19 protein-coding genes and 1 tRNA gene are annotated in these 21,375 nt (G+C 69.8%); 11 read left to right on the forward strand and 9 right to left on the reverse strand.

Translation table 11 applies throughout. The annotated features are described in order from the left end of the window. Window positions 1-9: 9 nt before the first annotated feature. The 4 genes from MFF40_RS14005 to MFF40_RS14020 all read right to left on the reverse strand — a co-directional run bounded on the left by MFF40_RS14005 (window position 10) and on the right by MFF40_RS14020 (window position 4,406). Complete coding sequence (locus MFF40_RS14005; protein WP_238260926.1) at window positions 10-801, reverse strand: ABC transporter ATP-binding protein; 792 nt, start codon at window positions 799-801, stop codon at window positions 10-12. Next, window positions 795-1,802 (reverse strand): ABC transporter permease, encoded by a 1,008-nt coding sequence (locus tag MFF40_RS14010; RefSeq protein WP_238260928.1) that lies wholly within the window; start codon window positions 1,800-1,802, stop codon window positions 795-797. Before MFF40_RS14010 ends, MFF40_RS14005 begins: the two co-directional genes overlap by 7 nt. A gap of 8 nt (window positions 1,803-1,810) precedes the next feature. Then, window positions 1,811-2,911, reverse strand: coding sequence for an ABC transporter substrate-binding protein (locus tag MFF40_RS14015; RefSeq protein WP_238260931.1), 1,101 nt, complete (start codon window positions 2,909-2,911; stop codon window positions 1,811-1,813). Window positions 2,912-3,170: 259 nt separating this feature from the next. Continuing rightward, window positions 3,171-4,406 carry an acyl-CoA dehydrogenase family protein gene (locus MFF40_RS14020; protein ID WP_147898251.1) on the reverse strand — a complete coding sequence of 412 codons (1,236 nt, stop codon included), beginning with the start codon at window positions 4,404-4,406 and terminating at the stop codon, window positions 3,171-3,173. Between the two features lie 322 nt (window positions 4,407-4,728). Here MFF40_RS14020 and MFF40_RS14025 point away from each other — a divergent pair, with 322 nt between their 5' ends. Further along, window positions 4,729-6,129, forward strand: a complete 1,401-nt coding sequence (locus MFF40_RS14025) for an LLM class flavin-dependent oxidoreductase (protein ID WP_147898252.1) — start codon at window positions 4,729-4,731, stop codon at window positions 6,127-6,129. A 22-nt stretch (window positions 6,130-6,151) separates the two neighbouring features. After that, a complete protein-coding gene (locus MFF40_RS14030) occupies window positions 6,152-6,946 on the forward strand; it encodes a MetQ/NlpA family ABC transporter substrate-binding protein (protein ID WP_147898253.1) in 795 nt (264 codons plus the stop codon). Between the two features lie 6 nt (window positions 6,947-6,952). Here the strand turns inward: MFF40_RS14030 and MFF40_RS14035 are convergent, their stop codons facing one another. Genes MFF40_RS14035 through MFF40_RS14045 form a run of 3 tightly spaced genes read right to left on the reverse strand, consistent with a single transcriptional unit; the run spans window position 6,953 to window position 9,564 of the window. Then, the gene (locus MFF40_RS14035) at window positions 6,953-7,732 is read right to left on the reverse strand and encodes a MetQ/NlpA family ABC transporter substrate-binding protein (protein WP_147855274.1); all 780 of its coding nucleotides are present in this window, start codon (window positions 7,730-7,732) and stop codon (window positions 6,953-6,955) included. A gap of 43 nt (window positions 7,733-7,775) precedes the next feature. Further along, on the reverse strand, window positions 7,776-8,441 hold the full coding sequence (locus tag MFF40_RS14040; RefSeq protein ID WP_238260933.1) for a methionine ABC transporter permease: 666 nt from the start codon (window positions 8,439-8,441) through the stop codon (window positions 7,776-7,778). Then, on the reverse strand, window positions 8,431-9,564 hold the full coding sequence (locus MFF40_RS14045; RefSeq protein WP_147898254.1) for a methionine ABC transporter ATP-binding protein: 1,134 nt from the start codon (window positions 9,562-9,564) through the stop codon (window positions 8,431-8,433). The genes MFF40_RS14040 and MFF40_RS14045 overlap by 11 nt, the downstream gene beginning before the upstream one ends. Before the next feature lie 439 nt (window positions 9,565-10,003). On the opposite strand from MFF40_RS14045, the gene MFF40_RS14050 reads away from it, so the two are divergent. From MFF40_RS14050 to MFF40_RS14060, 3 genes are read left to right on the forward strand one after another with little or no spacing between them, the layout of a single operon-like run. Then, complete coding sequence (locus MFF40_RS14050) at window positions 10,004-10,990, forward strand: ABC transporter substrate-binding protein (protein ID WP_147856594.1); 987 nt, start codon at window positions 10,004-10,006, stop codon at window positions 10,988-10,990. Between the two features lie 4 nt (window positions 10,991-10,994). Continuing rightward, on the forward strand, window positions 10,995-12,038 hold the full coding sequence (locus tag MFF40_RS14055; protein ID WP_147898255.1) for an LLM class flavin-dependent oxidoreductase: 1,044 nt from the start codon (window positions 10,995-10,997) through the stop codon (window positions 12,036-12,038). Between the two features lie 13 nt (window positions 12,039-12,051). Next, window positions 12,052-13,449, forward strand: coding sequence for an LLM class flavin-dependent oxidoreductase (locus MFF40_RS14060; protein ID WP_238260935.1), 1,398 nt, complete (start codon window positions 12,052-12,054; stop codon window positions 13,447-13,449). A 19-nt stretch (window positions 13,450-13,468) separates the two neighbouring features. Here the strand turns inward: MFF40_RS14060 and MFF40_RS14065 are convergent. Beyond that, window positions 13,469-13,545, reverse strand: a tRNA-Met gene (locus tag MFF40_RS14065). Between the two features lie 78 nt (window positions 13,546-13,623). Beyond that, window positions 13,624-15,654, reverse strand: a complete 2,031-nt coding sequence (locus MFF40_RS14070; RefSeq protein WP_147899096.1) for an OPT family oligopeptide transporter — start codon at window positions 15,652-15,654, stop codon at window positions 13,624-13,626. A 132-nt stretch (window positions 15,655-15,786) separates the two neighbouring features. Here MFF40_RS14070 and MFF40_RS14075 point away from each other — a divergent pair, with 132 nt between their 5' ends. The 6 genes from MFF40_RS14075 (at window position 15,787) to MFF40_RS14100 (ending at window position 21,220) form a co-directional block, all read left to right on the forward strand. Next, window positions 15,787-16,230 carry a CHRD domain-containing protein gene (locus MFF40_RS14075; protein WP_147854017.1) on the forward strand — a complete coding sequence of 148 codons (444 nt, stop codon included), beginning with the start codon at window positions 15,787-15,789 and terminating at the stop codon, window positions 16,228-16,230. A gap of 364 nt (window positions 16,231-16,594) precedes the next feature. Next, on the forward strand, window positions 16,595-16,933 hold the full coding sequence (locus tag MFF40_RS14080; protein ID WP_147854016.1) for a hypothetical protein: 339 nt from the start codon (window positions 16,595-16,597) through the stop codon (window positions 16,931-16,933). Between the two features lie 673 nt (window positions 16,934-17,606). After that, window positions 17,607-17,966, forward strand: coding sequence for a hypothetical protein (locus MFF40_RS14085; protein WP_147899128.1), 360 nt, complete (start codon window positions 17,607-17,609; stop codon window positions 17,964-17,966). Between the two features lie 261 nt (window positions 17,967-18,227). Then, a complete protein-coding gene (locus MFF40_RS14090; RefSeq protein WP_147899129.1) occupies window positions 18,228-19,133 on the forward strand; it encodes an aldo/keto reductase in 906 nt (301 codons plus the stop codon). Beyond that, on the forward strand, window positions 19,123-19,866 hold the full coding sequence (locus tag MFF40_RS14095) for an NADPH-dependent F420 reductase (RefSeq protein ID WP_147899130.1): 744 nt from the start codon (window positions 19,123-19,125) through the stop codon (window positions 19,864-19,866). The genes MFF40_RS14090 and MFF40_RS14095 overlap by 11 nt, the downstream gene beginning before the upstream one ends. A gap of 7 nt (window positions 19,867-19,873) precedes the next feature. Next, window positions 19,874-21,220 carry an NTP/NDP exchange transporter gene (locus MFF40_RS14100; RefSeq protein WP_147854012.1) on the forward strand — a complete coding sequence of 449 codons (1,347 nt, stop codon included), beginning with the start codon at window positions 19,874-19,876 and terminating at the stop codon, window positions 21,218-21,220. The last annotated feature ends 155 nt before the right edge of the window (window positions 21,221-21,375 follow it).

Below are 21,375 nucleotides of genomic sequence, written 5' to 3' on the forward strand. Positions count from 1 at the left end.
GGCGTGTGATCAAGTCGCCTGGCCGAGGATCTCCAGGATCGTCCGGCGCAGGCGAATGAGGTCGGGATCGTCCCGGTGACGCGGGTAGGGGGCGTCGACCGGGAGTTCAGCCCGGATCGCGGCCGGGCGGTCGCCGAGCACGATCACGCGCTCGGCCAGGATCAGCGCCTCCTCGACATCGTGCGTGACCAGCACGGCCGTGAAGCGCTTCTCCTGCCAGAGGCGCAGGATCTCGGCCTGCATCGCCAGGCGGGTCAGCGCGTCGAGCTTGCCCAACGGTTCGTCGAGGAGCAGCAGGCGCGGCTCGTTGACCAGCGCCCGGGCCAAGGCCGCCCGCTGGGCCATCCCTCCGGAAAGCTGGTGCGGATAGGCGTCCGCGAAGCCGGACAGCCCGACGAGCCCCAGGGCCTGCTCGATCCGCGCCGCGCGGGCCGCCCGCCCGACGCCCTGGGCCTCGAGCCCGAGCGCCACGTTCCCGCGCACGGTCCGCCAGGGGTAGAGCGTCGGATCCTGGAAGACGAGCAGGCGGGACGGGTCCAACCCCTCGACCAGCCGGCCGTCGACCGTGATCGCGCCCTCGTCGGGCGGCTCCAGCCCGGCGACGAGCCGCAGCAACGTGGACTTGCCGCATCCCGAGGGGCCGAGCAGAGCCACGAACCCGCCCGGCGCGACGCTGAGGCTGACCCGGTCGAGCACCGGCAGGGGCGCGCCGCGGATATCGAAGGCGTGGCTCACCGCCTCTGCGTGCAGGCTCGCACCGAGAATCAGGTCCGCCGGTCGTTCCAGCGCGGCGGCTACCATTGCACCAGCCCCTTCTGCCAGGCGAGCAGGCGGTCGCGCAGGCGGAACAACAGGGTGATCAGCGACGAGCACATCAGGGCCATCACGATCAGCGCGGCGTACATGTTGGCGTAGGCCGCCCAACCTTGCGCCCATTGCAGGTACCAGCCGAGACCCGACTTCACGCCGAGCATTTCGGCCACCACCAGAACCGCGAAGGAGCCGCCGAGCCCCATGAACAGCCCGACGAAGACGTGCGGCAGCGCCGCCGGGATCGCCACCCGCAGGATCAGGAAGCTGCGCGAGGCGCCGAGCGTCCGCGCCACGTCGAAATAGGCCTTGTTGACGCCTGCCACCCCGGACCAGGTCAGCACCGTGACCGGGAAGCCGGTGGCCAGAGCGACCAGGAAGGTGCTCGCCGACCACGAGGACGGGAAGACGAAGAACGCCAGCGGCAGCCACGCGGTCGCCGGGAGCGGGCCGACGAAGCGCAGCACCGGATGCGCCCAGTAGCCCACCGCTTTGGAAGTTCCGATGGCGACGCCGAGCACGAAGCCGACGCTCGACCCGATCGCGTAGCCCCCCGCCAGCAGGATCAGCGAGTTCAGCGTGCTGCCACCGAGCTTGGGCCAATCGTCGAGGAACACCTCCAGGATCGCCTGGGGCGGCGGGAAGAACGGCATCGGCAGGAGATCGAGCTTCGCCGTGACCAGTTCCCAGGCCAGCAAGGCGATGGCCAGCGCGGCCAGCCACGGGCTCCAATACCGCAGGCGCGCCCCGATTGTGCCGAGCGAGCCGGCGAGGAGGCCCAGCGGCAGCAGCGCCAACCCGATGGCCGCCGATCCCTGCGCGAAGATGGCCGTCCTCGGGAAGTCGCCCGCTTCGGGCAGCTGCAACGTCAGGCCCGCGAGCGCCAGCCAGGCGAGGCCGGCCAGGACGATCCGCCAGGGCGGACCAGGGAGGCGCGCGTGTTCGGCGGCGGTGCTGCGCGCGGGCGTCCCGGCGGTGATGCTTCCGGACATGAGACGCCTCAGCTCAGCACGTCGGCGTAGATCCGCTCGGCGAACGTCGCCGTATCGGTCGAGCGCTTCAGGACGTTCACCAGCTTCAGTTCATCGCCGTAGAGGGCGAGCTGCTGCTTGAGCCGGCCGCCCACCGGACTGTCGCCGTGCTGCTGGCTGCGCAGCATCGTGGCGAGATCCTCGATGGATCCCTTGCCGCCGTAGCCGGCGAACGCCTTCGCGGCCGCCTCCGGGTTCCCGTGGACGGCGTGGCCGCCCTCCAGGATCGCCCGGGTGAGCGACGCGGCGACCGCCCGGTCGTTGCGCAGCAGGCTGCCGCGGACCGCCACGACGCAGCAGGTGCGGTCGGCGTATTCCGCCGACAGGTTCGTCGCGATCTCGGTGAAGCGCGGATCCTTCAGCCAGATCCAGGTGCGCGGGTCGCCGTCGGCCAGGGCCTGCGCCTCACCCTTCTGCACGGCGAGATTCAAGAGGTCCGCCGGGTATTGCCGCCACGCGACGCCGCTGTCGGGGTCGATCCCGACCTTGGCCAGCTGAAGGCTGAAGAAGTTCTTCGCCGGGCTCGCCTGATCGCTGATCGCGATGGTCTTGCCCTTGAGCGATGCGATGTCGGTGATGCCGCTGGACCTGTCGGCCAGCAGCCTCAGGCAGCCGCCGTGCAGGCCGGCGGTGATCTTCACGTCGAAACCCTGCTCCAGCGGCTTGAGCCAGCGCAGGGCCATGCCGATCCCGGCGTCGGCCTTGCCGGTGGCGATAGCCTCCAAGAGGGCTTCCGTAGCCCCGCCGAAATTGACGAATTCGACGTCGAGGCCGTGCTTGGCGAAGATGCCCTGCTCCTTCGCGAGCGGGGCGGCGGCGGTGCAGATCGCCGTCGCGTTCCAGGCCAGCTTGACCGGCCGCAGCGGGCCCGATGAAGCTTCGGCCGCCGCGGGCCGGCAGAGCGGACCGGGATCGAACGGCGCGCCGGGTCCGGGCGCCCAGGCCTGGCTCGCGCCCATCCCTAAGCCGAAGGGGGCCGCCATCGCGGCGGCGCCGGCCCTCAGCACCAGGCGGCGCGAGGGCATCCGGCTGAAAGCTTCGGATCCCGGATCTGACGGGTCGTCAATCATCGCACGTCTCCGGGCCGCGCGACCGCGCGGTAGGCTGGGCCGACGCAGGACGTGGCCCGACCGCGCGGCCGAGCACATCGTGCATCCTGAATTTGGGTGACTGATCCGTCGAGGGATCAATGGATCGAATATTCAATCGGATCGAAGCCGAGTCAACGAAAGCGTTTTCTGATCTTTTCGTGGAGTCGAAAACGTTTTTCGCTTGCTTGCCCGAGAGACGAGGATGATCTCCAGCGCCGCCCCGCGGCGGCGGCCGACGTCAGGCGGTGCCGACGCGATACTGGCGCGGCGGCTCGGTGCCGTTCACCGCAAAGGCGCCGACGATCCGGTCCCGGTAGATCCGAGGGTTGTGCGACGCGATGGTGCGGGCGTTGCGCCAGTAGCGGTCGAGGCCGAGCCCCTGCTTCACCGCCGAGGCGCCCAGCGCATCGAACAGGATCGTGGTCGCCTCCAGCACGAGGTTGGTGACCACGGTCACCGCCTGGTTGACCTCGACGTCGGCGAGCGCCGTGGCGCGCTCGGCCTGCGCCTCGGTCCCCCGGCCACCCGCGTCGCGGTGCAGCTCATAGGCGCGCTGCAGGGCCTCGGCCGCCTTCAGCGCCACCGCGCCGGCCGCGTAGGCGTTGCCGCGCACCCGGCCGACCACGGCCAGGATCTGCGGATCCTCGGCGGTCCGTCCGGCATTGCCGTGGCTGTAGACGCGGGTCCGCTCGGCAACGAGACGCCCGACATCCTCGGCGGCGGCGCGCCCGATCCCGGCGAGCGTCGCCAGGTGGACGAGCTGGAAGAACGCCATCGCGTAGGGGAAACGGGCCGGATCGGGCTTGATCAGGTCGGGCGGCAGGACGACGTCGTCGAACCGGATCGTGCCGCTCGCGGTGAGCGCCTGGCCGAACCCGTCCCAGTCGTCGACGATCTCGACGCCGGGCGCCCCGGTCGGGACAGCCGCCACCAGGGCCGCCCCGTCCTCGTCATCGGCCGAGAGATGGATGTAGTCCGCGAACAGGGAGCCGGTGGTGTAGAATTTTCTGCCCGACACGACCCGCTCGGCACCCCGCCGACGGACCACGGTGTCGAACTGGCCGACCTTGGCGGGGCCGGTCTCGGAGACACCGCTGCCCACGGTCTCGCCGGCGGCGATCCTGGCGATCCAGCGGGCGCGCCAGTCCGGCGCCGTCGAGCCGAGCACGTCCTCGGTGAAGCCGAAATGGGCGCGCAGGGCGTTGGTGACGTTGGAATCGGCCTGCGACAGCTCGATCAGCAGGTTGAACAGCTCCGGCAGGCTGGCCCCATGGCCGCCGGCCTCGACCGGCAGGCGCAACGTGGTGAAGCCGACTTCCTTCAGCCACCCGATCTCGGCATGCGGCAGACGGTGCGCGCGATCGCGCTCGACCGCCGTGGCGCGGATCTCGGCGAAGGTGGGCCGGAAGCGCCCGGCCAGATCCTCGTAGCGCTCGCTCGGGCCAGCGCCCCAACCCGCATCCCACTGCGCCATCGCCTGAAGCTTTCCACATTGATCGTCGCTGCCGAACACCCGCAGGATCCCGGCGCGAGACCTATGGATTCGCCAAGTCGGGCCGCGATCTCAAGATGCTGCACGGGAAAAACGACAGCGTGCAGTCGATTTGGAAGCACTACCTCATTGGGAATGCCCGCCTGAATAGATGTTCTTTCAGAGCAGCCCAATAGAAAACAAAGTTTCGGTTGACCCGACGTCGTGTTCGCATACCCTCCGGACTTCGTTCTCTTAGGCGCCGCACGGCCTCGTTCAGGGTGCGCGGCCCTGGCCCCTTCCGAAAGCAAGCCATGTCGACACCATGACGACACCTCGCGAACTGCGGCTGAACGCCTTCCAGATGGCTGCACCCGGTCATACCTGGGCCGGCCTATGGCGCCATCCCCGAGACACCAGCGCCGCCTACAACACGCTGGATTACTGGATCGACCTCGCCCGGACGGCCGAGCGGGGCCTGTTCGACGGTGTATTCCTGGCCGACGTGATCGGCCAATACGACGTGTACGGCGGCGGTGTTGAGACCGCGCTCGCCCGCGCCGCACAGGCCCCCAGTATCGACCCGTTCCTGGTCGTGCCGGCCATGGCACAGGCGACGCGCCATCTCGGCTTCGGCGTCACCGCGAACCTCACCTACGAGCACCCCTTCACCTTCACCCGGCGGATCTCAACCCTCGACCACCTCACCGGAGGCAGGGTCGGGTGGAATATCGTGACCGGTTATCTGGAGAGCGGTGCCCGCGGCATGGGCCAACCGGAAGCGCGGGCGCATGACGACCGCTACGACGCGGGCGAGGATTTCCTGGAGGCGTCCTACAAGCTGTGGGAAGGCAGCTGGGAGGAGGGCGCGGTGCGCCGCGACCGGATCGGGGGCGTGTTCACGGATCCGTCCCGGGTCCATCGTGTGCTTCACGAGGGCCCCTATTACCGGGTTGATGGACGCCATCTCAGCGAGCCGTCGCCGCAGCGTACGCCGGTGCTCTACCAAGCCGGCACCTCCGCCCGGGGGCGACAGTTCGCGGCCCGACATGCGGAGGCGATCTTCCTGAACGGCCACACGCCGGCCGTCGCCGGGAAGGCGGTCCGCAGCATCCGTGAGGCCGCCCGGGACGCTGGTCGGGACCCCTACGATATCCGCATGTTCATTGGCGCCACGGTGATCGTCGCCCCGACGCGGGCTGAAGCGCTCGACCTACGCGATGCGTATGCCCACTACATTGACCGCGAAGGCCAGCTCGCCCTGGTGTCCGGTTGGACCGGAATCGATCTCGCCGGCCTACGGCCCGACGAGCCTTTCGCGTATCAGAAGACCAACGCCATGCAGTCTCTGGTGGAGAATCTTACGGCTCCGGGCGAGCGACCGTTCACCCCGGCCGACTTCGCCGCATTCGGCCCGCGCGGGGCGCGGGCGCCGTTCATCGTGGGCTCCCCCTCCGAGGTGGCCGACACGCTGCTCGAATGGGTGCGGGAAGCCGATATCGACGGGTTCAACCTCACACGGGCCGTGGCACCCGAGACGCTGGAGGCCTTCGTCGATTTGGTCGTGCCGGAGCTTCAATCCCGCGGGGTGTTCAAGACCGCCTATCGAGACGGGACCTTGCGGGAGAAGTTGTTCCCCGGCTCCGGCCCGCATCTGAAGTCCAGTCATCCGGGCGCCGCCTTCAAGGTCGGACCGGGAGCCAGGGACGTGCGCCAAGCCTCCTGAACCCGCCACGAGCCGACACACCATGAGCCGTAATCGAACACGCCGCGCAGTGCTGGGCATAATGGCCGGCCTTCTAGCCGCCGCCCCGGCCAAGGCCGAAAAGCCTCTGCGGATCGGCACCACCGCCGGTCCAATCGGCCAGACCCTCGCCTTCGCGGCAGACCTGGCGCGCAAACGGGGGCAGGCGGTGGAGATCGTCGAGTTTACCGACTGGGTTACGCCAAACGAGGCTGTGACCGATGGCAGCCTCGACGCCAACCTGTTCCAGCACGTGCCCTTCCTGCAATCCACGATCAAGGCGCGGGGCTATCGACTCTTGCCCGTGGCTGGCGCCTTCGTTCTGCCGGTCGGTCTCTTCTCGAAACGTGTGACACGCTTGGATGCGGTACCCGACGGGGCGAGCGTCGCCATCGCCAACGATCCGGTCAACGCCGCGCGCGGCTTGCACCTGCTCGAGAAAGCAGGTCTGCTTAAGCTGAACCCTGGCAGCGGCGACGATGCCTCGGTGGCCGATATCGTGGCGAATCCGAAGGGTCTCCGCATTTTGGAACTCGACGCCGCACAGCTGCCGCGCGCACTCGACGACGTGACCCTGGCGCAGGTAAGCTTTACCTACCTGTTCGCGTCCGGAGGCGACCCCAGCACCGCTCTGATCACCGACGGGTCCGGTAACAAGCACTACACGGTGAGCTTCGTCGCCCGGCCCGAAAACCGGGACGAACCCAGGCTCGCGGCCTTCATCGCGACGTTCCGGTCCCCGGAGGTGAAAGCCTATATCGAGACCACCTTCCGGGGATTCTTCGAGCCTGTGTGGTAGCGCCCGCTACCAGCTCGGCAGCACGGTGCTGCCGAACGTCTTCTCGATGAACGCCTTGACCTCGGGGCTGCGGTAGCTGTCCACGAGCGCCTTCACCCAGGGCTGGTCGCGGTCGGCCTCGCGGACCGCCAGGAGGTTGACGTAGGGGCCCTTCGGCTCCTCCTTCAGGATCGCGTCCGAGGGCTTCAGGCCGGCGGGCGTGGCGAAGTTGGTGTTCACCGCGGCGGCGTCGACATCGTCCAGGGACCGGGGCGTCTGCGCCGCGTCGACCTCGATGAACCGGAGCTTGCGCGGGTTCTCGACGATGTCGGCCACCGTCGGCTTGAACCCGGTGCCGGCTTTCAGCTTGATCACGCCCTTGTCCTGCAGGAGGAGCAGCGAGCGTCCGCCATTGGTCGGGTCGTTCTGGATCGCCACCGTGCCGCCGGTCGGCACCGCGTCGAAGGTCTTGTGGCGCTTCGAGTAGATCCCGAGCGGGAAGTTCACCGTCGTGGCGACGGCGACGATCTTGTAGCCGCGATCGGCCTTCTGATTGTCGAGGAAGGGCTGGTTCTGGAACGAGTTCGCCTCGATCTCGCCGGCCGAGAGCGCCTCGTTCGGCACCACGTAGTCCGAGAACTCGATGATCTGCAGGTCGAGGCCGTTGCGCGCCGCGACGGGTTTCGCCGCCTCGAGGATCTGCCCGTGCGGCCCCGGCGTCGCGCCGATGCGGACACGCTTCAGGGCCTCCGCGTGCCCGATACCGGGCATCACGAGGAGGGCGGCAAGCACCAGGCGACGCAACATGGCGGACGATCTCGCGATTTCGGGGCCGAACGTTCGATGCGGATCAGCTCTGGCGGTGGCGCCGGTTGAGGCGGCGCGCCAGGCGCTCGCCCGCAGTCTGGAACACCTGCACGAGCACGATCAGGACGACCACGACCGCCAGCATCATGTCGGGCCGGAAGCGCTGGTAGCCGTAGCGGATGCCGAGATCGCCGAGCCCGCCGCCGCCGACCGCGCCGGCCATGGCCGAGTAGCCGACCAGCGATACCACCGCGAGGGTGAGCCCCAGGACGATGCCGGGCAGCGCCTCGGGGATCAGCACCTTGCGGATGATCTGCGCCGGGCTCGCCCCGAACGCCCGGGCGGCCTCGACCAGACCGTGATCGACCTCGCGGATCGCCGCCTCGACCAGCCGCGCGATGTAGGGTGTGGCCGCCACCGTCAGCGGCACGCTGGCGGCATAGGTACCGATCGAGGTGCCGGCCACCAGGCGGGTGAACGGGATGATCGCCACGACCAGGATGATGAAGGGCGTCGAGCGCGTCGCGTTGACGATCACCCCGAGGGCGGCGTTGAGCGCGGGCGCCGCCAGCAGCTCGCCGCGCTGGCTCGTCGCGAGGAACACCCCCAGCGGCAGGCCGAACAGCGTGCCGATGGCGGCGGCGAGCGCCACCATGGTCAGCGTGTCGGCGGTGGCCTGGACAAAAAGGTTGATGAGTTCAGGCGACACGGGCAGCCCCCTGCGCAACGTCTTGGGCGACGTCCTGGGCCGGCGGCAGATAGCCGAGGAATTCGGCCGGGATGCCGAGCGCGGCGAGATAGGCCTGGGCCCGCGCGGTGACGTCCGGCCCCGGCGACAGGCCGAGCGCCAGGGAGCCGAAGCGCTGGCCGGCGATCTCGTCCACCGCGCCGGCCAGGATCACCGCCTCGATCCCGGTCTCGCGGGCGAGCCGGGCGATGATCGCGGTGTCGGCCTGCGCCCCCCGCAGCGCGAGGCGCAGCACCGGCACGCCGCCGGGGCGCGGATCGGCGGAGATCCGCTCGGCCAGCCCGGCCGGCAGGTCGAGACCGACCTCGCCGGCGAGAAGGCTGCGGGTCACCTCGGCCTGCGGCCGGGTGAACACCGCGTAGACCGTGCCGCGCTCCACGATCGCGCCGTGGTCGATCACCGCCACGTCGTCGGCGACCGCCCGGATCACCGACATCTCGTGGGTGATGAGCACGATGGTCAGGCCGAGGTCGCGGTTGATCCGCTTCAACAGGGCCAGGATCGACCGGGTGGTCTCCGGGTCGAGGGCGGAGGTGGCCTCGTCGGAGAGCAGCACGTCGGGCTCGGTGGCGAGCGCCCGGGCGATGCCGACCCGCTGCTTCTGGCCGCCCGACAGCTCCGCCGGATATCGCCCGGCCTGAGCCTCCAGCCCGACGAGGGCGAGCAGTTCCGCCACGCGGGCGCGGATCGCCGCGCGTTTCCAGCCCGCGAGTTCCAGGGGGAGGGCGACGTTGTCGGCCACATTCCGCGAGGACAGCAGGTTGAAGTGCTGGAAGATCATGCCGACCCGGGCGCGCACCCGCCGCAAGTCCCGCTCGGGCAGGCTCGACACCTCCGCGTCGCCGACCATCACCCGCCCTGCGCTCGGCCGTTCGAGGCCGTTGATCAGGCGGATCAGCGTCGACTTGCCCGCGCCGGAGCGCCCGATCACCCCGAGGATGGTCCCGGCCGGAACGGAGAGGTCGATCCCGGACAGCGCCGTGACCAGCGCCGCGCCCTTCCGCGCCGGATAGGTCTTCGAGACGTTCTCGAACCGGATCAGCGGCGTGTCGGCGGGTTGGCGGGGCGACGGCAGGGTGGACACAGCCTGTGGGTGCTCCTCGAGCGGGACCCGCGGGTCCGCAATACGATCGGGTGATCTGGGAGCAATCTGTATGACGTTCGACGCCGAGCGGGGTCAAGGAAAGCCGGGTACATAGTTGCCCGCCGACAGAGATTATCTTCTTATTATTTTGCCAAACGGTAGATTTTTATTCCACCTGCAGTCGACATGTGGCGGCGCTCGCGGTCGAGAGAGCATCGCGCGGTTCCGCGGATAACTCCGTCGCCCGAAGTCTTCATCCTCCATCCTGCGGCCCATGCAGAAGGTCTGATCTTCGAAGCGCCGCGCATTCGAAACCTCGTTTCATTGATCGCCCCCCGCCCGCGAGCTTCAATAGTGATCGCGCGCTCCAGCCGCCGTCGAACCGGCCATTTCGGTTCCGGCACGTACGCGAACGGGCGCCTGCCGACCGGAGACCACGATGACCGACGATATGCCCGCAGGACGGTCCCCGTCCCGCCGGACGCTGCTCTTGGCCGGCCTGGGCGCGGCGGCGCTGCCCTTCGCGTCGCCCGCGGTGCATGCGGCGGCGCGCGAGGTGAAGATCAGCATGCAGCGCTCCTCGGTGCTGTTCACGATCCTCAAGGTGAAAGGCACCCTGGCCGAGCGCCTGGCGCCGCTCGGCTTCACGCCGACCTGGCACCTGTTCACAAACGTCCTCGAACCGATGAATGCCGGCGCGGTCGACATCCATGCCGACGTCGCCGACGCGGTGCCGATCTTCACCCAGTCGGCGCGGGCGCCCCTGACCTTCTACGCCCGCGAGCGCGGCGCGCCGGCTGCCGAGGCCATCATCGTGCCGGCGGAGTCCCCGATCCGCACGGTCGCCGACCTCAAGGGGCGTACGGTGGGCGTCTCGCGCGGGTCCGGCAGCCATTACGTCCTGGCCGCAGCGCTGAAGCGGGCCGGCCTGGGCTTCGACGACATTCGGCCGGCCTATCTCCAGGCGCCCGAGGGGGCCGCCGCGTTCGAGCAGGGCAGCCTCGATGCGTGGTCGATCTGGGACCCGTTCCTGGCCTTCGCCGAGGCCAAGCGGCCGGTGCGCACCATCGCCGACGGATCCGGCCTGACCAGCTACCACCGCTACTACCTCGTGAACGACAGCTTCGTCGCCGCCCATCCGGAGGTGGTGGCCATCGTGTACCGAGCGCTGGTCGAAGCGGGCCAGTGGGCGAAGGCCAACCCGGAGGCGGCGGTGGCGCTGCTCGCCCCCGTCTGGGGCGACCTGCCCCCCGCCGTCGTGGCCGCGGCCAACGCCCGGCGCACTTACCTGGTGGAGCCGGTGGAGCGAGCTCAGCTCGGCGAGCAGCAGGCGATCGCCGACACCTTCCTCGACGCCAAGCTGATCCCGCGCCGGATCGACGCCACCGCTGTCCCGCTCTGGACGCCGCCGGCGGTGAAGGGCTGACCCCATGGCCGACGCACCTCGTTTCGGCATCTGGGCCGCCGTCCACGGCTCCCGGGCCGCCCACCACGACCCCGACGAGCCGGACGACGCGAGCTGGGAGCGCAACCGCGCCCTGGTGCTCGAAGCCGAGGCGCTGGGCTTCGATTCCGTGCTGGTCGCGCAGCACACGATGAACCCCTACGACGAGGCGCGCGACCAGCTCGAAGCTTGGACCGCCGCGGCGGCCTTGGCGGCCCTGACCCGGCGCATCGAGATCATCGCGGCGATCAAGCCGGGCCTGTACCACCCGGTGGTGCTGGCCAAGATGGCCCTCCAGATCGAGCATATCAGCGGCGGCCGCTTCGCGCTGAACCTCGTGAATGCCTGGAACCGGGCCGAGTTCGAGCGGGCCGGCCTACCGTTCCCGGCCCATGACGACCGCTATGCCTACGGGCGTGCGTGGATCGGCCTCGTGGACCGCTTGATGCGGGGTGAGCGCGTCACCGCGTCGGACGCGCATTTCCAGGTCCAGGACTACCAGCTTCGCCCGGCCGGCACCCATCGGCCGCGGCCCCGGATCTATGTCGGTGGCGAATCCGAGCCCGCCCGGGCGTTGGCGGCCGACCATGCCGACGTCTGGTTCATCAACGGCCAGCCGCTGGGTGACGTCCGCGAATTGATCGCCGACATGCGCCGCCGGCACGCGGCCAACGGGCCTTTGCGCTACGGCCTCTCGGCCTTCGTCATCGCCCGCGAGACCGACGCGGCGGCCCAGGCCGAGCACGACCGCCTCCTCGCCCTGGCGCAGCGCGACGCGGCGTTGCGCGCCGACACCCGCGCCCGGACCGATACGGCGAGCGTGATGTTCGCCAAGACCGACGCGGCGGCGAGCCGCCATGTCGGCACCAACGGCGGCACCGCGGCCGGGCTTGTGGGCAGCTACGAGACGGTGGCGGCCCGCATCCGCGCCTTCCACGAGGCCGGCATCGCCCTGTTCATGCTGCAGTTCCAGCCGTTCGAGGCCGAGATGCGCCGGTTCGCCGAGCACGTCCTGCCACGCGTCCGCTGATCCGGGACCTTCGATGACCGCGCAGCGCCAGCTTCACCTCAACGTGAACCTGCTGCATTCCGGCGTCTATCCCTCGGCCTGGCGATTGCCGGACAGCCGGCCGGACGCCTTCGTCGACATCGACCACTACGTGCGGGTCGCCCGCATCGCGGAGCGGGGCAAGTTCGACGCGATCTTCTTGGCCGACACGCCGGCGATCAACGACCGGATCGACTACCGGCCGTTCATGGCCTTCGAACCGACCATCGTGCTGGCGAGCGTGGCTGCGGCGACCACCCATGTCGGGCTGATCGCGACCGCCTCGACCAGCTACAACGAGCCCTACAATTTGGCCCGGCGCTTCGCGACCCTCGACCTCGTCAGCCGCGGCCGGGTCGGCTGGAACGTGGTCACCACGGCGGACGCCGCCGCGGGCCGCAATTTCGGCTTCGCCGGGGTCTCCGAGCACGGGGCGCGCTACGCCCGCGCCCGCGAGTTCACGGAGGTCGTCCACGCCCTCTGGGACAGCTGGGAGGACGACGCCCTGGTGGGCGACAAGGCGAGCGGCCGCTTCGCCGACGGCGCCAAGGTCCACGCGATCGACCATCGCGGCACCCACTACAGCGTCGCCGGCCCGCTCACCGTGCCGCGCTCGCCGCAAGGGAGGCCCGTGACCGTGCAGGCTGGCGGCTCGGAGGACGGCCGCGACCTCGCCGCCGCCACCGCGGACGCGGTGTTCTCCCTCGCCCAGACCATCCCGGACGGCGCGGCCTATGCCGCGGACCTCCGCGCCCGGGCCGCGCGCTACGGCCGGGATCCGGCCGCGATCGTGGTGCTGCCCGGCCTCGCCACGGTGATCGGCGCCACGGAGGCCGAGGCGCGTCGGCGCCAGGACGCGCTGTGGGAGCTGGTTCCGCTGGAGTACAGCTTGGCGCGCCTCGCCGGGACGCTCCGGATCGACCCCGAGCGGCTCCACCTCGACAAGCCGCTGCCCGACCCGCTGCCGCTGCCGCCCGATGCCAACCACATGATGTTCACCGGCACCGTCGCCCTGGCCCGCCGGGACAATCTGACGGTGCGCCAGCTGCTCCGCGCCCTCGGCGGCGGCGTCGGCCACCGCATCGTCGTGGGCACGCCGGAGCAGGTCGCCGACGACATCGAGGCCTGGTTCCGGGCGGGCGCCGCCGACGGGTTCAACCTGATGCCGGACGTCCTGCCGGACGGCCTCGAAACCTTCGTGGAGGCCGTCGTGCCGATCCTGCAACGGCGCGGCCTGTTCCGGAGGGACTATTCCGGCGTGACGCTCCGGGACCATCTCGGCCTCGAACGCCCGGCCTGGAAGCCGTCCGCCAACCGGAACTCATTGCTTGCGGCAATCGACCGAGCGCCTGCGAACGCCGCGAAGTCAAAAGAAAACCCGCCACGTCATTGACCGGGCGGGTTGAAACCAATGGTAGCGGGAGAGGGACTCGAACCCCCGACACGAGGATTATGATTCCTCTGCTCTAACCAGCTGAGCTACCCCGCCCCAAGACGCGCGTCCCGAACGGGACGGCGCGGCCAGCGGCCGGGGTATAGGGAGGCCGGGCGCGGGCTGTCAACGGTGTTATGCGCGGAATTTGGGGGCGCCCGCGGGCCTTCGCTGCGAAGGGACGGCGAAGGGACCGCGGATGAACCGGGCCGCTGCGAAGAGTCCGACGACGAACACCGCGGCACCCAGATAGGTCGCGGCCTCGGCGAAGTCCGGGCCGACCAGGCTGAGGGTCGAGGAATGGCCGGAGGCCGCGTCGACGGCCGTCAGGCCGATCCCGACGAAGCTCTCGCCGACCAGGAATCCGGAGGCGATCAGCACGCCGCGGCGGCGGGAGGCTTCGAGGTCCTCGGGCCCGGCGCCGCGGCGGCGCAGGGCGCGGGCGCACAGGAAGCCGAGCAGTCCGCCGAGCCCGATGGTCATCTCCACCGACAGCGGCAGGTACATGCCGATCCCCACGGTGAGCGCCGGGAAGCTGAACGCCCGGCGCTTGAGCGCGACTTCGAGGGCGACCATCACGGCGCCGAGGCCGCAGCCGATCAGCAGCATCGGCCAGGGCAGGGTGCGGGCGACGATGCCGTCCGCGATCTGGGTGACCAGGGCGGCCTGCGGCACGGTCAGCGCCAGCGCCGGGTCCATGCCGGGGCGCGGCATCGAGCCGACGAACCCGTAGGCGCCGTAGAGCAGCGACAGCAGCGGCACGATCACCAGCGAGCCGACGGCGACGCCGACGATCAGCACCACCTGCTGGCGCCAGGGCGTGGCGTCGACGATCTGGCCGGTCTTGAGATCCTGCAGGTTGTCGTTGGCGATCGACGCCGCGGTGACGATCACCGAGGCCGCCAGCAGCACCAGCGCGACGGTGACGCGCCGGGCGTCCGGGGTCCCGGCGGGGCCGAGCACCAGCGGCAGCAGGGCGGCGCCGACCATGGCGGTGAGGATCCCGATCCCGGAGATCGGGCTTGTCGAGGAGCCGAGCAGGCCCGCGAGGTAGCCGCAGACCGCCGCCATGGCGGCGCCGAACACGAGGCAGAACAGCAGGCCGGCCGCCACCACGGCGGCGAGCATCGGGCCGGCGATGCCGAGATCGGCCGCGAAGCCGGCAAACAGCGCGCCGAGCGGTACGCAGAGGGCCAACGCGGCCCCGCCCACCAGCGGCAGCGGCAGGTCGCGGTCCTGCCGGTCGGCGGCATGCGCCGGGTTGCCGGCGGCGAGCGCCACCCGGATGCTGCGGGCGATCGGCCGGACCAGCGTGGCCACGGTCCAGAACCCGCCGACCGCGATGATGCCGGCGCCGACGAGCCGGACCTGCCCGGACCAGATCGCCTGCGCGGCCGCCCCGGGCTCCAGGCCGGGCTGGGGCGTCAGGGCGGTCAGGACCGGGACCATGATGCCCCAGGCGATGACCACGCCGGTGAGCAGGGCCAGGCAGGCGCCGATCCCGACGAGGTAGCCGACCCCGACCAGGGCCAGGGAGAATCCGCTGCCGATGCTGAACACGGCCCCGCCCAGGCTGAAGGCGGTGAGCACGCCTTCGGCCAGGATGCGCAGGCCGCTGGTGGCGAAGGCGACCAGGCCGGAGCCGGCGGCGGCGGTCAGCAGGGTCGTGAGGCCGCGCTCATCGGAAGCGGAACCTCCGGAATCGGCATGGCCGGCGCGCAGCACCTCGGCGGCGGCGACGCCCTCGGGGTAGGGGAGGTCGCTGCCCGAGACCAGCGCCCGGCGCAGCGGGATCGAGAACGCCACGCCGAGCCACCCGCCGATCAGGCAGACCAGGCTGGTCTCCCAGAACGGAAAGCCGTGCCAGTGCCCGATCAGGACGAGGCCCGGCAGGACCAGGATCACGTTGCACAGGGTGCCGGCGGCCGAGGCCTGGGTCTGGACGATGTTGTTCTCGAGGATGCCGGCGCCGCCGACGAGGCGCAGGGCGCCCATCGAGATCAGCGCGGCGGGGATCGAGGACGAGAACGTCATCCCGGTCTTCAGGCCGAGATAGATGTTGGCGGCCATGAAGACGACCGTGATCAGCGCGCCGAGCACGATCCCGCGGGCCGTGATCTCCTGCCCGTGCCCGCCCGCCGGGGCGCCCGCGTCCGTGACCGCCATCGCGCCCCCATCGGCCCACGCGGCCGGACATCTGTCCCACGTTTCACGATAGCCCGGTGGTCCGCGCGGCGCCGCCCCCTTATCTTGCGACACGTGGCCCCGCTTGAGGGCCGTGCCGAAGCGGAGCGTCCGATGACACGCCTGTCCAGAACCGGTCTCGTAGTCCTCCTCGCATGGTCCATGCCGCTGGCGACGTCCGCCGTCCACGCGGCCGGCACCGGCACTCCGTACGCGGCGGCGCTGAACGGCGGCAGCGAGGTGCCGGCGACCGATTCGAAGGGCACCGGCAGCATCACGGCGACCTACGATCCGGCCACCAAGCACCTGAGCTGGAACGGGACCTACAGTGGCTTGACCGGGCCGGTCACCGCCGCGCATTTCCATGGCCCGGCCGCCGCCGGCGCGAATGCCGGCGTGCTGGTGCCCGTCACCGTCACCGGCAGCCCGTTCTCCGGCGAGGCCACCCTCGACGACGCCAAGGCGGCGGACCTCGAAGCCGGCAAGCTCTACTTCAACATCCACACCGCGGCGAACCCGAAGGGCGAGATCCGCGGGCAGGTCGAGCGCGCGCACTGAACGTCCGACCCGCGGGGAGACGTTGCATCGCGCCGCAGCGCCGACCCCGTTCGACGGTGTGATCCGACACCGTCGGCAGCCGATGATCTCGGTCTCGGCCCACCCTCGGGAAACGGGCGATCGGAGTTCGCCCGGCCTCGAAGGCAGGCGCGCGGTCGGGCAGGCTTCTGGCCCGGCATCGACCCACGGTCGGGGCGAGCGCGGCGGTGCAGCCTCCGGCAGCGCGACATCCTCGGATGCGGCGGATCGCTGGATGGTTTCCCCGTGCTCGCCGTGACGGCGCGACCGAATTTTCAGCGCCTGCCGGGTGACCCCTCCGGCAAATGATGCTTAGGCGGATCCTCCCGAGCAGCCGGAGGTGCCGATGAAGCAGATCGAGGCCATCATTGCGTGGACACCCGCCCGCTGGGCGGAGCTGCGGCCCGAGACGGCCGGGCAGATCGTGGTGCTGCCGGCACCCGACCCGGAAGGCGCCACGAAGCGCTACATCATGCACGCGGGCGCCAGTTCCTCCGCGCTGGCGGCCCTGTCGGACGAGGCCCGGATCGCCCGCCTGTTCATCGATTTCCAGACGATCGTGGTGCGCGACGGGCTCGACCCCCAGGTCGTCCACCGCGCCTTCCTGGCGATCGACGAGTACCGGTTCCGCATCGCACCGGACACGGAGGGTGCCGAGTTCGAGGACCCGCCGGAGGAGGATTAGCGCCGCGCCGCCCCGAACTTACGGGCCGCGCAGGAGACCCCGCGGCTGCGGAGCGTCGATAGCGTGGCGGCGGGTTTCCAGACTTGCAACGACGGTCCTGCCCGCCCTCGACCTCACCGGTCAGCGTCCATCGAATCGCGTCTCGCAGGAACCTCGGACGGTGCAGCAATTCGGGGCGACTTGTCCCGGCGTCGGCGCCTTGCCGTGCGTCGCCGGGGATCGATCCGGAGACCCGCCGGGATCGCGGCGTTTTCAGCACAACCCCGATCGGCACGGCGAAGTGGTCGAGGCTGTATGCGATCCATGAACGAGACCTGTGGCCGGTCGCTTCGCCCTTCCGGTGATGGCCCCAAGTGAGTGCAAGAGGTGAGCGCATCACCCGAAAACGCATTACAGACGAGGCGATCACGATTGAGCGGAAAGACAACATAAAAATATTTTTAATGAAATAAAAATGCTTTAAAGTTGGAAATTTGATTAGATTGTTTTTCTCATAGTCAGCTAATATTTTTTATCGATGGAAGATTTCGATATCGATCTAATATTCACGCCTGAAATATGAGATTTTTGTAACGCGATGGCCTCTTGCATTGCAAGAAAATTCTGCGAAATTTGATCGACCCATAATGGGACTATGTGTGAGGTGAGGAGTTCCCACCCGCTGGAGTTGTCTATGAAGCAGATCGAGGCTGTTATCGTGTGGACACCGGTCCGCTGGGCGGGGCTAAGGCCGGAGACGGCCGGGCAGATCGCCGTGGTGCCGACGCGCGACGAGGCCGGCGTGTCGAGCCATTACGTGATGCGCTGCGGCGCCGCGGCGTCCGAATTGGCCATCCTGTCGGAGGAGGCGCGGATCGCACGCCTGTTCATCGACTTCAACACGATCGTGGTGCGGGACGAGATCGATCCGCAGGTTGCCCATCGGGCTTTCCTGGCGATCGAGGAGTATCGATGCCGGGTCGCGCCCGATACCGAGGGCTCCGCATTCGAGGGCCGGCCGGACGAGGTGTTGAGCATCCGGGTCGGGGGCTAGAGTGCGCGCTGCCGAAGCGGATACCGGTTCGGCGGCAGGGGTGTCGAATCGGGGACTTGGAGCCGTCGTCGATCGGGCTCGTGTCCGAAGTCGTGACCCACGACACGCTCACGAAGCGTGCGACGGTGCCGGACGGGTCGGACCTGTTTCCCGATGTAGGCTAAACCGGCCAGCGCTCGCGCAAGCGTGAGAATAACGAATACACATCCGCGCAGCGTGCCCTATGTCCGGGTCGTGTCCCGACACCGCCGGAGGCCGGCCATGCCCGTATCCCGTCGCGCCGTCATCGCGGCTGCCACCCTGGCGCCGCTCGCCGGCCGCCTGTCCTGGGCCGCGGAGCCGCTGATCCGAAGGCCGATCCCATCGACGGGCGAGATGCTGCCGGCGATGGGGATCGGCACCTCCCGGCGCTACGAGGTCGAGCCCACTGTCGAGGCGGTCGCGCCCCTCAAGGCGGCGGTGCAGGCCTTCGTGTCGCTCGGCGGAACCGTGATCGACACGGCGCCGAGCTACGGCACCGCCGAGGACGTGCTGGGCCTGATCCTGGCCGAGCCCGGCCTGCGCCAAAAACTGTTCCTGGCCAGCAAGGTCGACGCGCAGGGGCATGACGCGACGCGGGCGGAGTTCGAGCGGTCGCTGAAGCGGATGAAGGTCGAGAGCCTGGATCTCGTGGCGGTCCACAACCTGATCGACGTGGACGCGAATCTCGCTGTGCTGCGCGCGCTGAAGGACGCCAAGCGGATCCGCTATGTCGGCGTCACGGTCTGGCGGGACGGCCAGCTCGACGCCCTCGAGGCGGTGATGAAGCGGGAAAAGCTCGACTTCATCCAGGTGAACTACGCCATCGACAACCGGGCCGCGGCCGAGCGCGTGCTGCCGCTCGCCGCCGAGACGGGCGTGGCCGTGATGACCAACGTGCCCTTCGGCCGCGACCGCCTGTTCAAGGCGGTGCAAGGCAAGGAGCTGCCCGCGGTGGCCAAGGATCTCGGCTGCACCAGCTGGCCGCAGGTGTTCCTGAAATACGTGCTCGGCAACCCCGCCGTGACATGCCCGATCCCCGGCATGGCCAAGGTGGCCTATGTCGAGGACAACCTTGCCGCCGCCCGGGGACCGCTCCCCGACGCGGCCCAGCGCAAGCAGATGGAGACCTTCATCGATGCGGTCTGATCGCACCACGCGGCGCGCTGCGCTCGCCCTCGCCGCCGTCCTCATGACGGCCACAGCGATGCCGGCCCTGGCGCAGGAGAGTGCCAAGAAGATACGGATCGGGGTGATCGGGGCCGGCAACATCGGCGGCACGATCGGAGGCCTCTGGGTCAAGGACGGCCACGAGGTGATGTTCGCCTCGCGCCATCCCGAGACCCTGGCGCCGATGATCGCCGAACTCGGGCCCAAGGCCAAGGCCGGGACGCCGGAAGAGGCGATCAAGTTCGGCGAGGCGGTGTTCGTGGCCGTGCCGTACAAGGCCTATCCCGACCTCGCGAAGGACCTTGCGACGTCACTCTCCGGCAAGGTCGTGCTCGATGCCGGCAACGCCACGCAGAAGCGCGACGGCGCGCTCTACGACGAGGTTCAGGCGAACGGCATCGGGGCGACCTCGGCCAAGTACCTGCCAGGGGCCAAGGTAGTCCGGGCCTTCAACGCGGCCAACTACAAGGTGTTCGCCAAGGCGGGCGCGAATGGCGGCCAGGACCGCCCGGGCGGCCGGATGGCGATCCCGATCGCCGGCGACGATCCCGCGGCGCTGAAGGTGGCCGAGGGCCTGGTGCGCGATGCCGGCTTCGATCCGGTCGTGGTCGGTCCGCTCAAGGACGCCGACAAGTTCGCCATGGGGTCGCCCGGCTTCGGTCACGAGGCCACCGCCCCAGAGTTGCGCGAGAAGCTCGGGCTGGGGAAGTGACGGGCGCGTGCCTGAAACATCCGCGCCCCGCGGCCCGCTCGCGCGCCTGATCGACATCCGGCCCGGCGAGGGCCAGGCGCTCGCCTGGTCCTGGGCCTACATCTTCTCGATCCTGGCCGCCTACTACGTGCTGCGGCCGATTCGCGACCAGATGGGCGTGGCGGGGGGCATCGAGAACCTGCCGTGGCTGTTCACGGCGACGCTGGTCGGCATGCTCGCCCTGAACCTGCCCTTCGCCTACCTGGTGAAGCGCATGCCGCGGGCGCGGTTCGTGCCGATCACCTATCGGTTCTTCGCCGCCAACATCCTAGCCTTCGCGCTGGCCCTGTACCTCGCCCCGCCCGATTGGGGGATCTGGATCGGGCGGGTGTTCTTCGTCTGGCTGTCGATCTTCAACCTGTTCGTGGTCTCGATCTTCTGGGCCACCATCGTCGACGTGTTCTCGAACGACCAGAGCAAGCGCCTGTTCGGCTTCATCGCGGCCGGGGCGACCGTGGGGGCCATCACGGGCTCGGCCACCACCGCGATCCTCGCCAAGAACGTGCCGACCTGGGGCCTGATGCTCTGCGCGGTGGCGCTGCTCGAAGTCGCGGTGTTCTGCATGCGCGGGCTGGCGTCCCTGTCGGCGCGGCTCCACGCGGTTCCGGGCAGCGAGACCGCCAACGACGGCCAGGACCGCACCATCGGCGGCAGCGTGCTGGCGGGTGTGACCCGCACCCTGGCGTCGCCCTACCTGCTCAACATCTCGCTGTTCCTGCTGCTGTTCTCGGTGACCTCGACCTTCCTATATTTCGAGCAGGCCGGCATCGCCAAGCGGAGCTTCCCGGACCGGGGCGCGCAGACCGCGTTCTTCGCCAGCGTCGACCTCGCGGTGAACGTGCTGACGCTTGGCGTGCAGCTGTTCCTGACCGGGCGGATCGTCAAGCGGCTCGGCGTCGGGATCACCCTGGCGCTGCTGCCGGCCTTCAGCGTGCTGGGCTTCGCCGCGCTCGCGGTCTCGCCCACCATCGGGGTGATCGTCGCGTTCCAGGTCCTGCGCCGGGCCGGCAATTTCGCGATCGCCCGCCCGATCCGGGAGGTCTTGTTCACGGTTGTCCCCCGGGAGGACCGCTACAAGGCCAAGAGCTTCATCGACACCGTGGTCTACCGCCTGGGCGATCAGGTCGGGGCGTGGTCGTTCACCGGAATCCAGGGGCTCGGCCTCGGCAGCACCGGGATCGCCGGGGCGGCGGTGCCGCTGTCGGTGGCCTGGCTGCTCAACAGCCTGTGGCTGGGCCGGGCCCAGGATCGCCGTCGGGCCGCGATGGACGAGCCCGCACCAGACCCCGCTGCCTTGCCCCGCGCCGCGCCGTAATCCGCCGCCGCTGGTGCCGGCGGGGCCGCCGCGTTAAGCGGCGGTTTACCATGCGGCGCGAGATCTCGTGCTCAGCTCCGCCGGAGGGACGAGACGGCATGACGTGTCCGGCACAGCCTGGACCGGGCTCACGAGTCCGCGCCGCGGCTCTGCTC

The sequence above is a fragment of the Methylobacterium mesophilicum genome, from assembly GCF_022179445.1.
Classification (GTDB): domain Bacteria; phylum Pseudomonadota; class Alphaproteobacteria; order Rhizobiales; family Beijerinckiaceae; genus Methylobacterium; species Methylobacterium mesophilicum.

What these genes read in the sequence shown, in the direction of transcription:
- MFF40_RS14060 (WP_238260935.1), top strand. Translation starts at nt 12,052, where the DNA reads ATGACCGCGCAGCGCCAGCTTCACCTCAACGTGAACCTGCTGCATTCC.
- MFF40_RS14080 (WP_147854016.1), top strand. Translation starts at nt 16,595, where the DNA reads ATGAAGCAGATCGAGGCCATCATTGCGTGGACACCCGCCCGCTGGGCG.
- MFF40_RS14030 (WP_147898253.1), top strand. Translation starts at nt 6,152, where the DNA reads ATGAGCCGTAATCGAACACGCCGCGCAGTGCTGGGCATAATGGCCGGC.
- MFF40_RS14010 (WP_238260928.1), bottom strand. Translation starts at nt 1,802, where the DNA reads ATGTCCGGAAGCATCACCGCCGGGACGCCCGCGCGCAGCACCGCCGCC.
- MFF40_RS14015 (WP_238260931.1), bottom strand. Translation starts at nt 2,911, where the DNA reads ATGATTGACGACCCGTCAGATCCGGGATCCGAAGCTTTCAGCCGGATG.
- MFF40_RS14050 (WP_147856594.1), top strand. Translation starts at nt 10,004, where the DNA reads ATGACCGACGATATGCCCGCAGGACGGTCCCCGTCCCGCCGGACGCTG.
- MFF40_RS14090 (WP_147899129.1), top strand. Translation starts at nt 18,228, where the DNA reads ATGCCCGTATCCCGTCGCGCCGTCATCGCGGCTGCCACCCTGGCGCCG.
- MFF40_RS14035 (WP_147855274.1), bottom strand. Translation starts at nt 7,732, where the DNA reads ATGTTGCGTCGCCTGGTGCTTGCCGCCCTCCTCGTGATGCCCGGTATC.
- MFF40_RS14075 (WP_147854017.1), top strand. Translation starts at nt 15,787, where the DNA reads ATGACACGCCTGTCCAGAACCGGTCTCGTAGTCCTCCTCGCATGGTCC.
- MFF40_RS14085 (WP_147899128.1), top strand. Translation starts at nt 17,607, where the DNA reads ATGAAGCAGATCGAGGCTGTTATCGTGTGGACACCGGTCCGCTGGGCG.
- MFF40_RS14095 (WP_147899130.1), top strand. Translation starts at nt 19,123, where the DNA reads ATGCGGTCTGATCGCACCACGCGGCGCGCTGCGCTCGCCCTCGCCGCC.
- MFF40_RS14025 (WP_147898252.1), top strand. Translation starts at nt 4,729, where the DNA reads ATGACGACACCTCGCGAACTGCGGCTGAACGCCTTCCAGATGGCTGCA.
- MFF40_RS14005 (WP_238260926.1), bottom strand. Translation starts at nt 801, where the DNA reads ATGGTAGCCGCCGCGCTGGAACGACCGGCGGACCTGATTCTCGGTGCG.
- MFF40_RS14020 (WP_147898251.1), bottom strand. Translation starts at nt 4,406, where the DNA reads ATGGCGCAGTGGGATGCGGGTTGGGGCGCTGGCCCGAGCGAGCGCTAC.
- MFF40_RS14055 (WP_147898255.1), top strand. Translation starts at nt 10,995, where the DNA reads ATGGCCGACGCACCTCGTTTCGGCATCTGGGCCGCCGTCCACGGCTCC.
- MFF40_RS14070 (WP_147899096.1), bottom strand. Translation starts at nt 15,654, where the DNA reads ATGGCGGTCACGGACGCGGGCGCCCCGGCGGGCGGGCACGGGCAGGAG.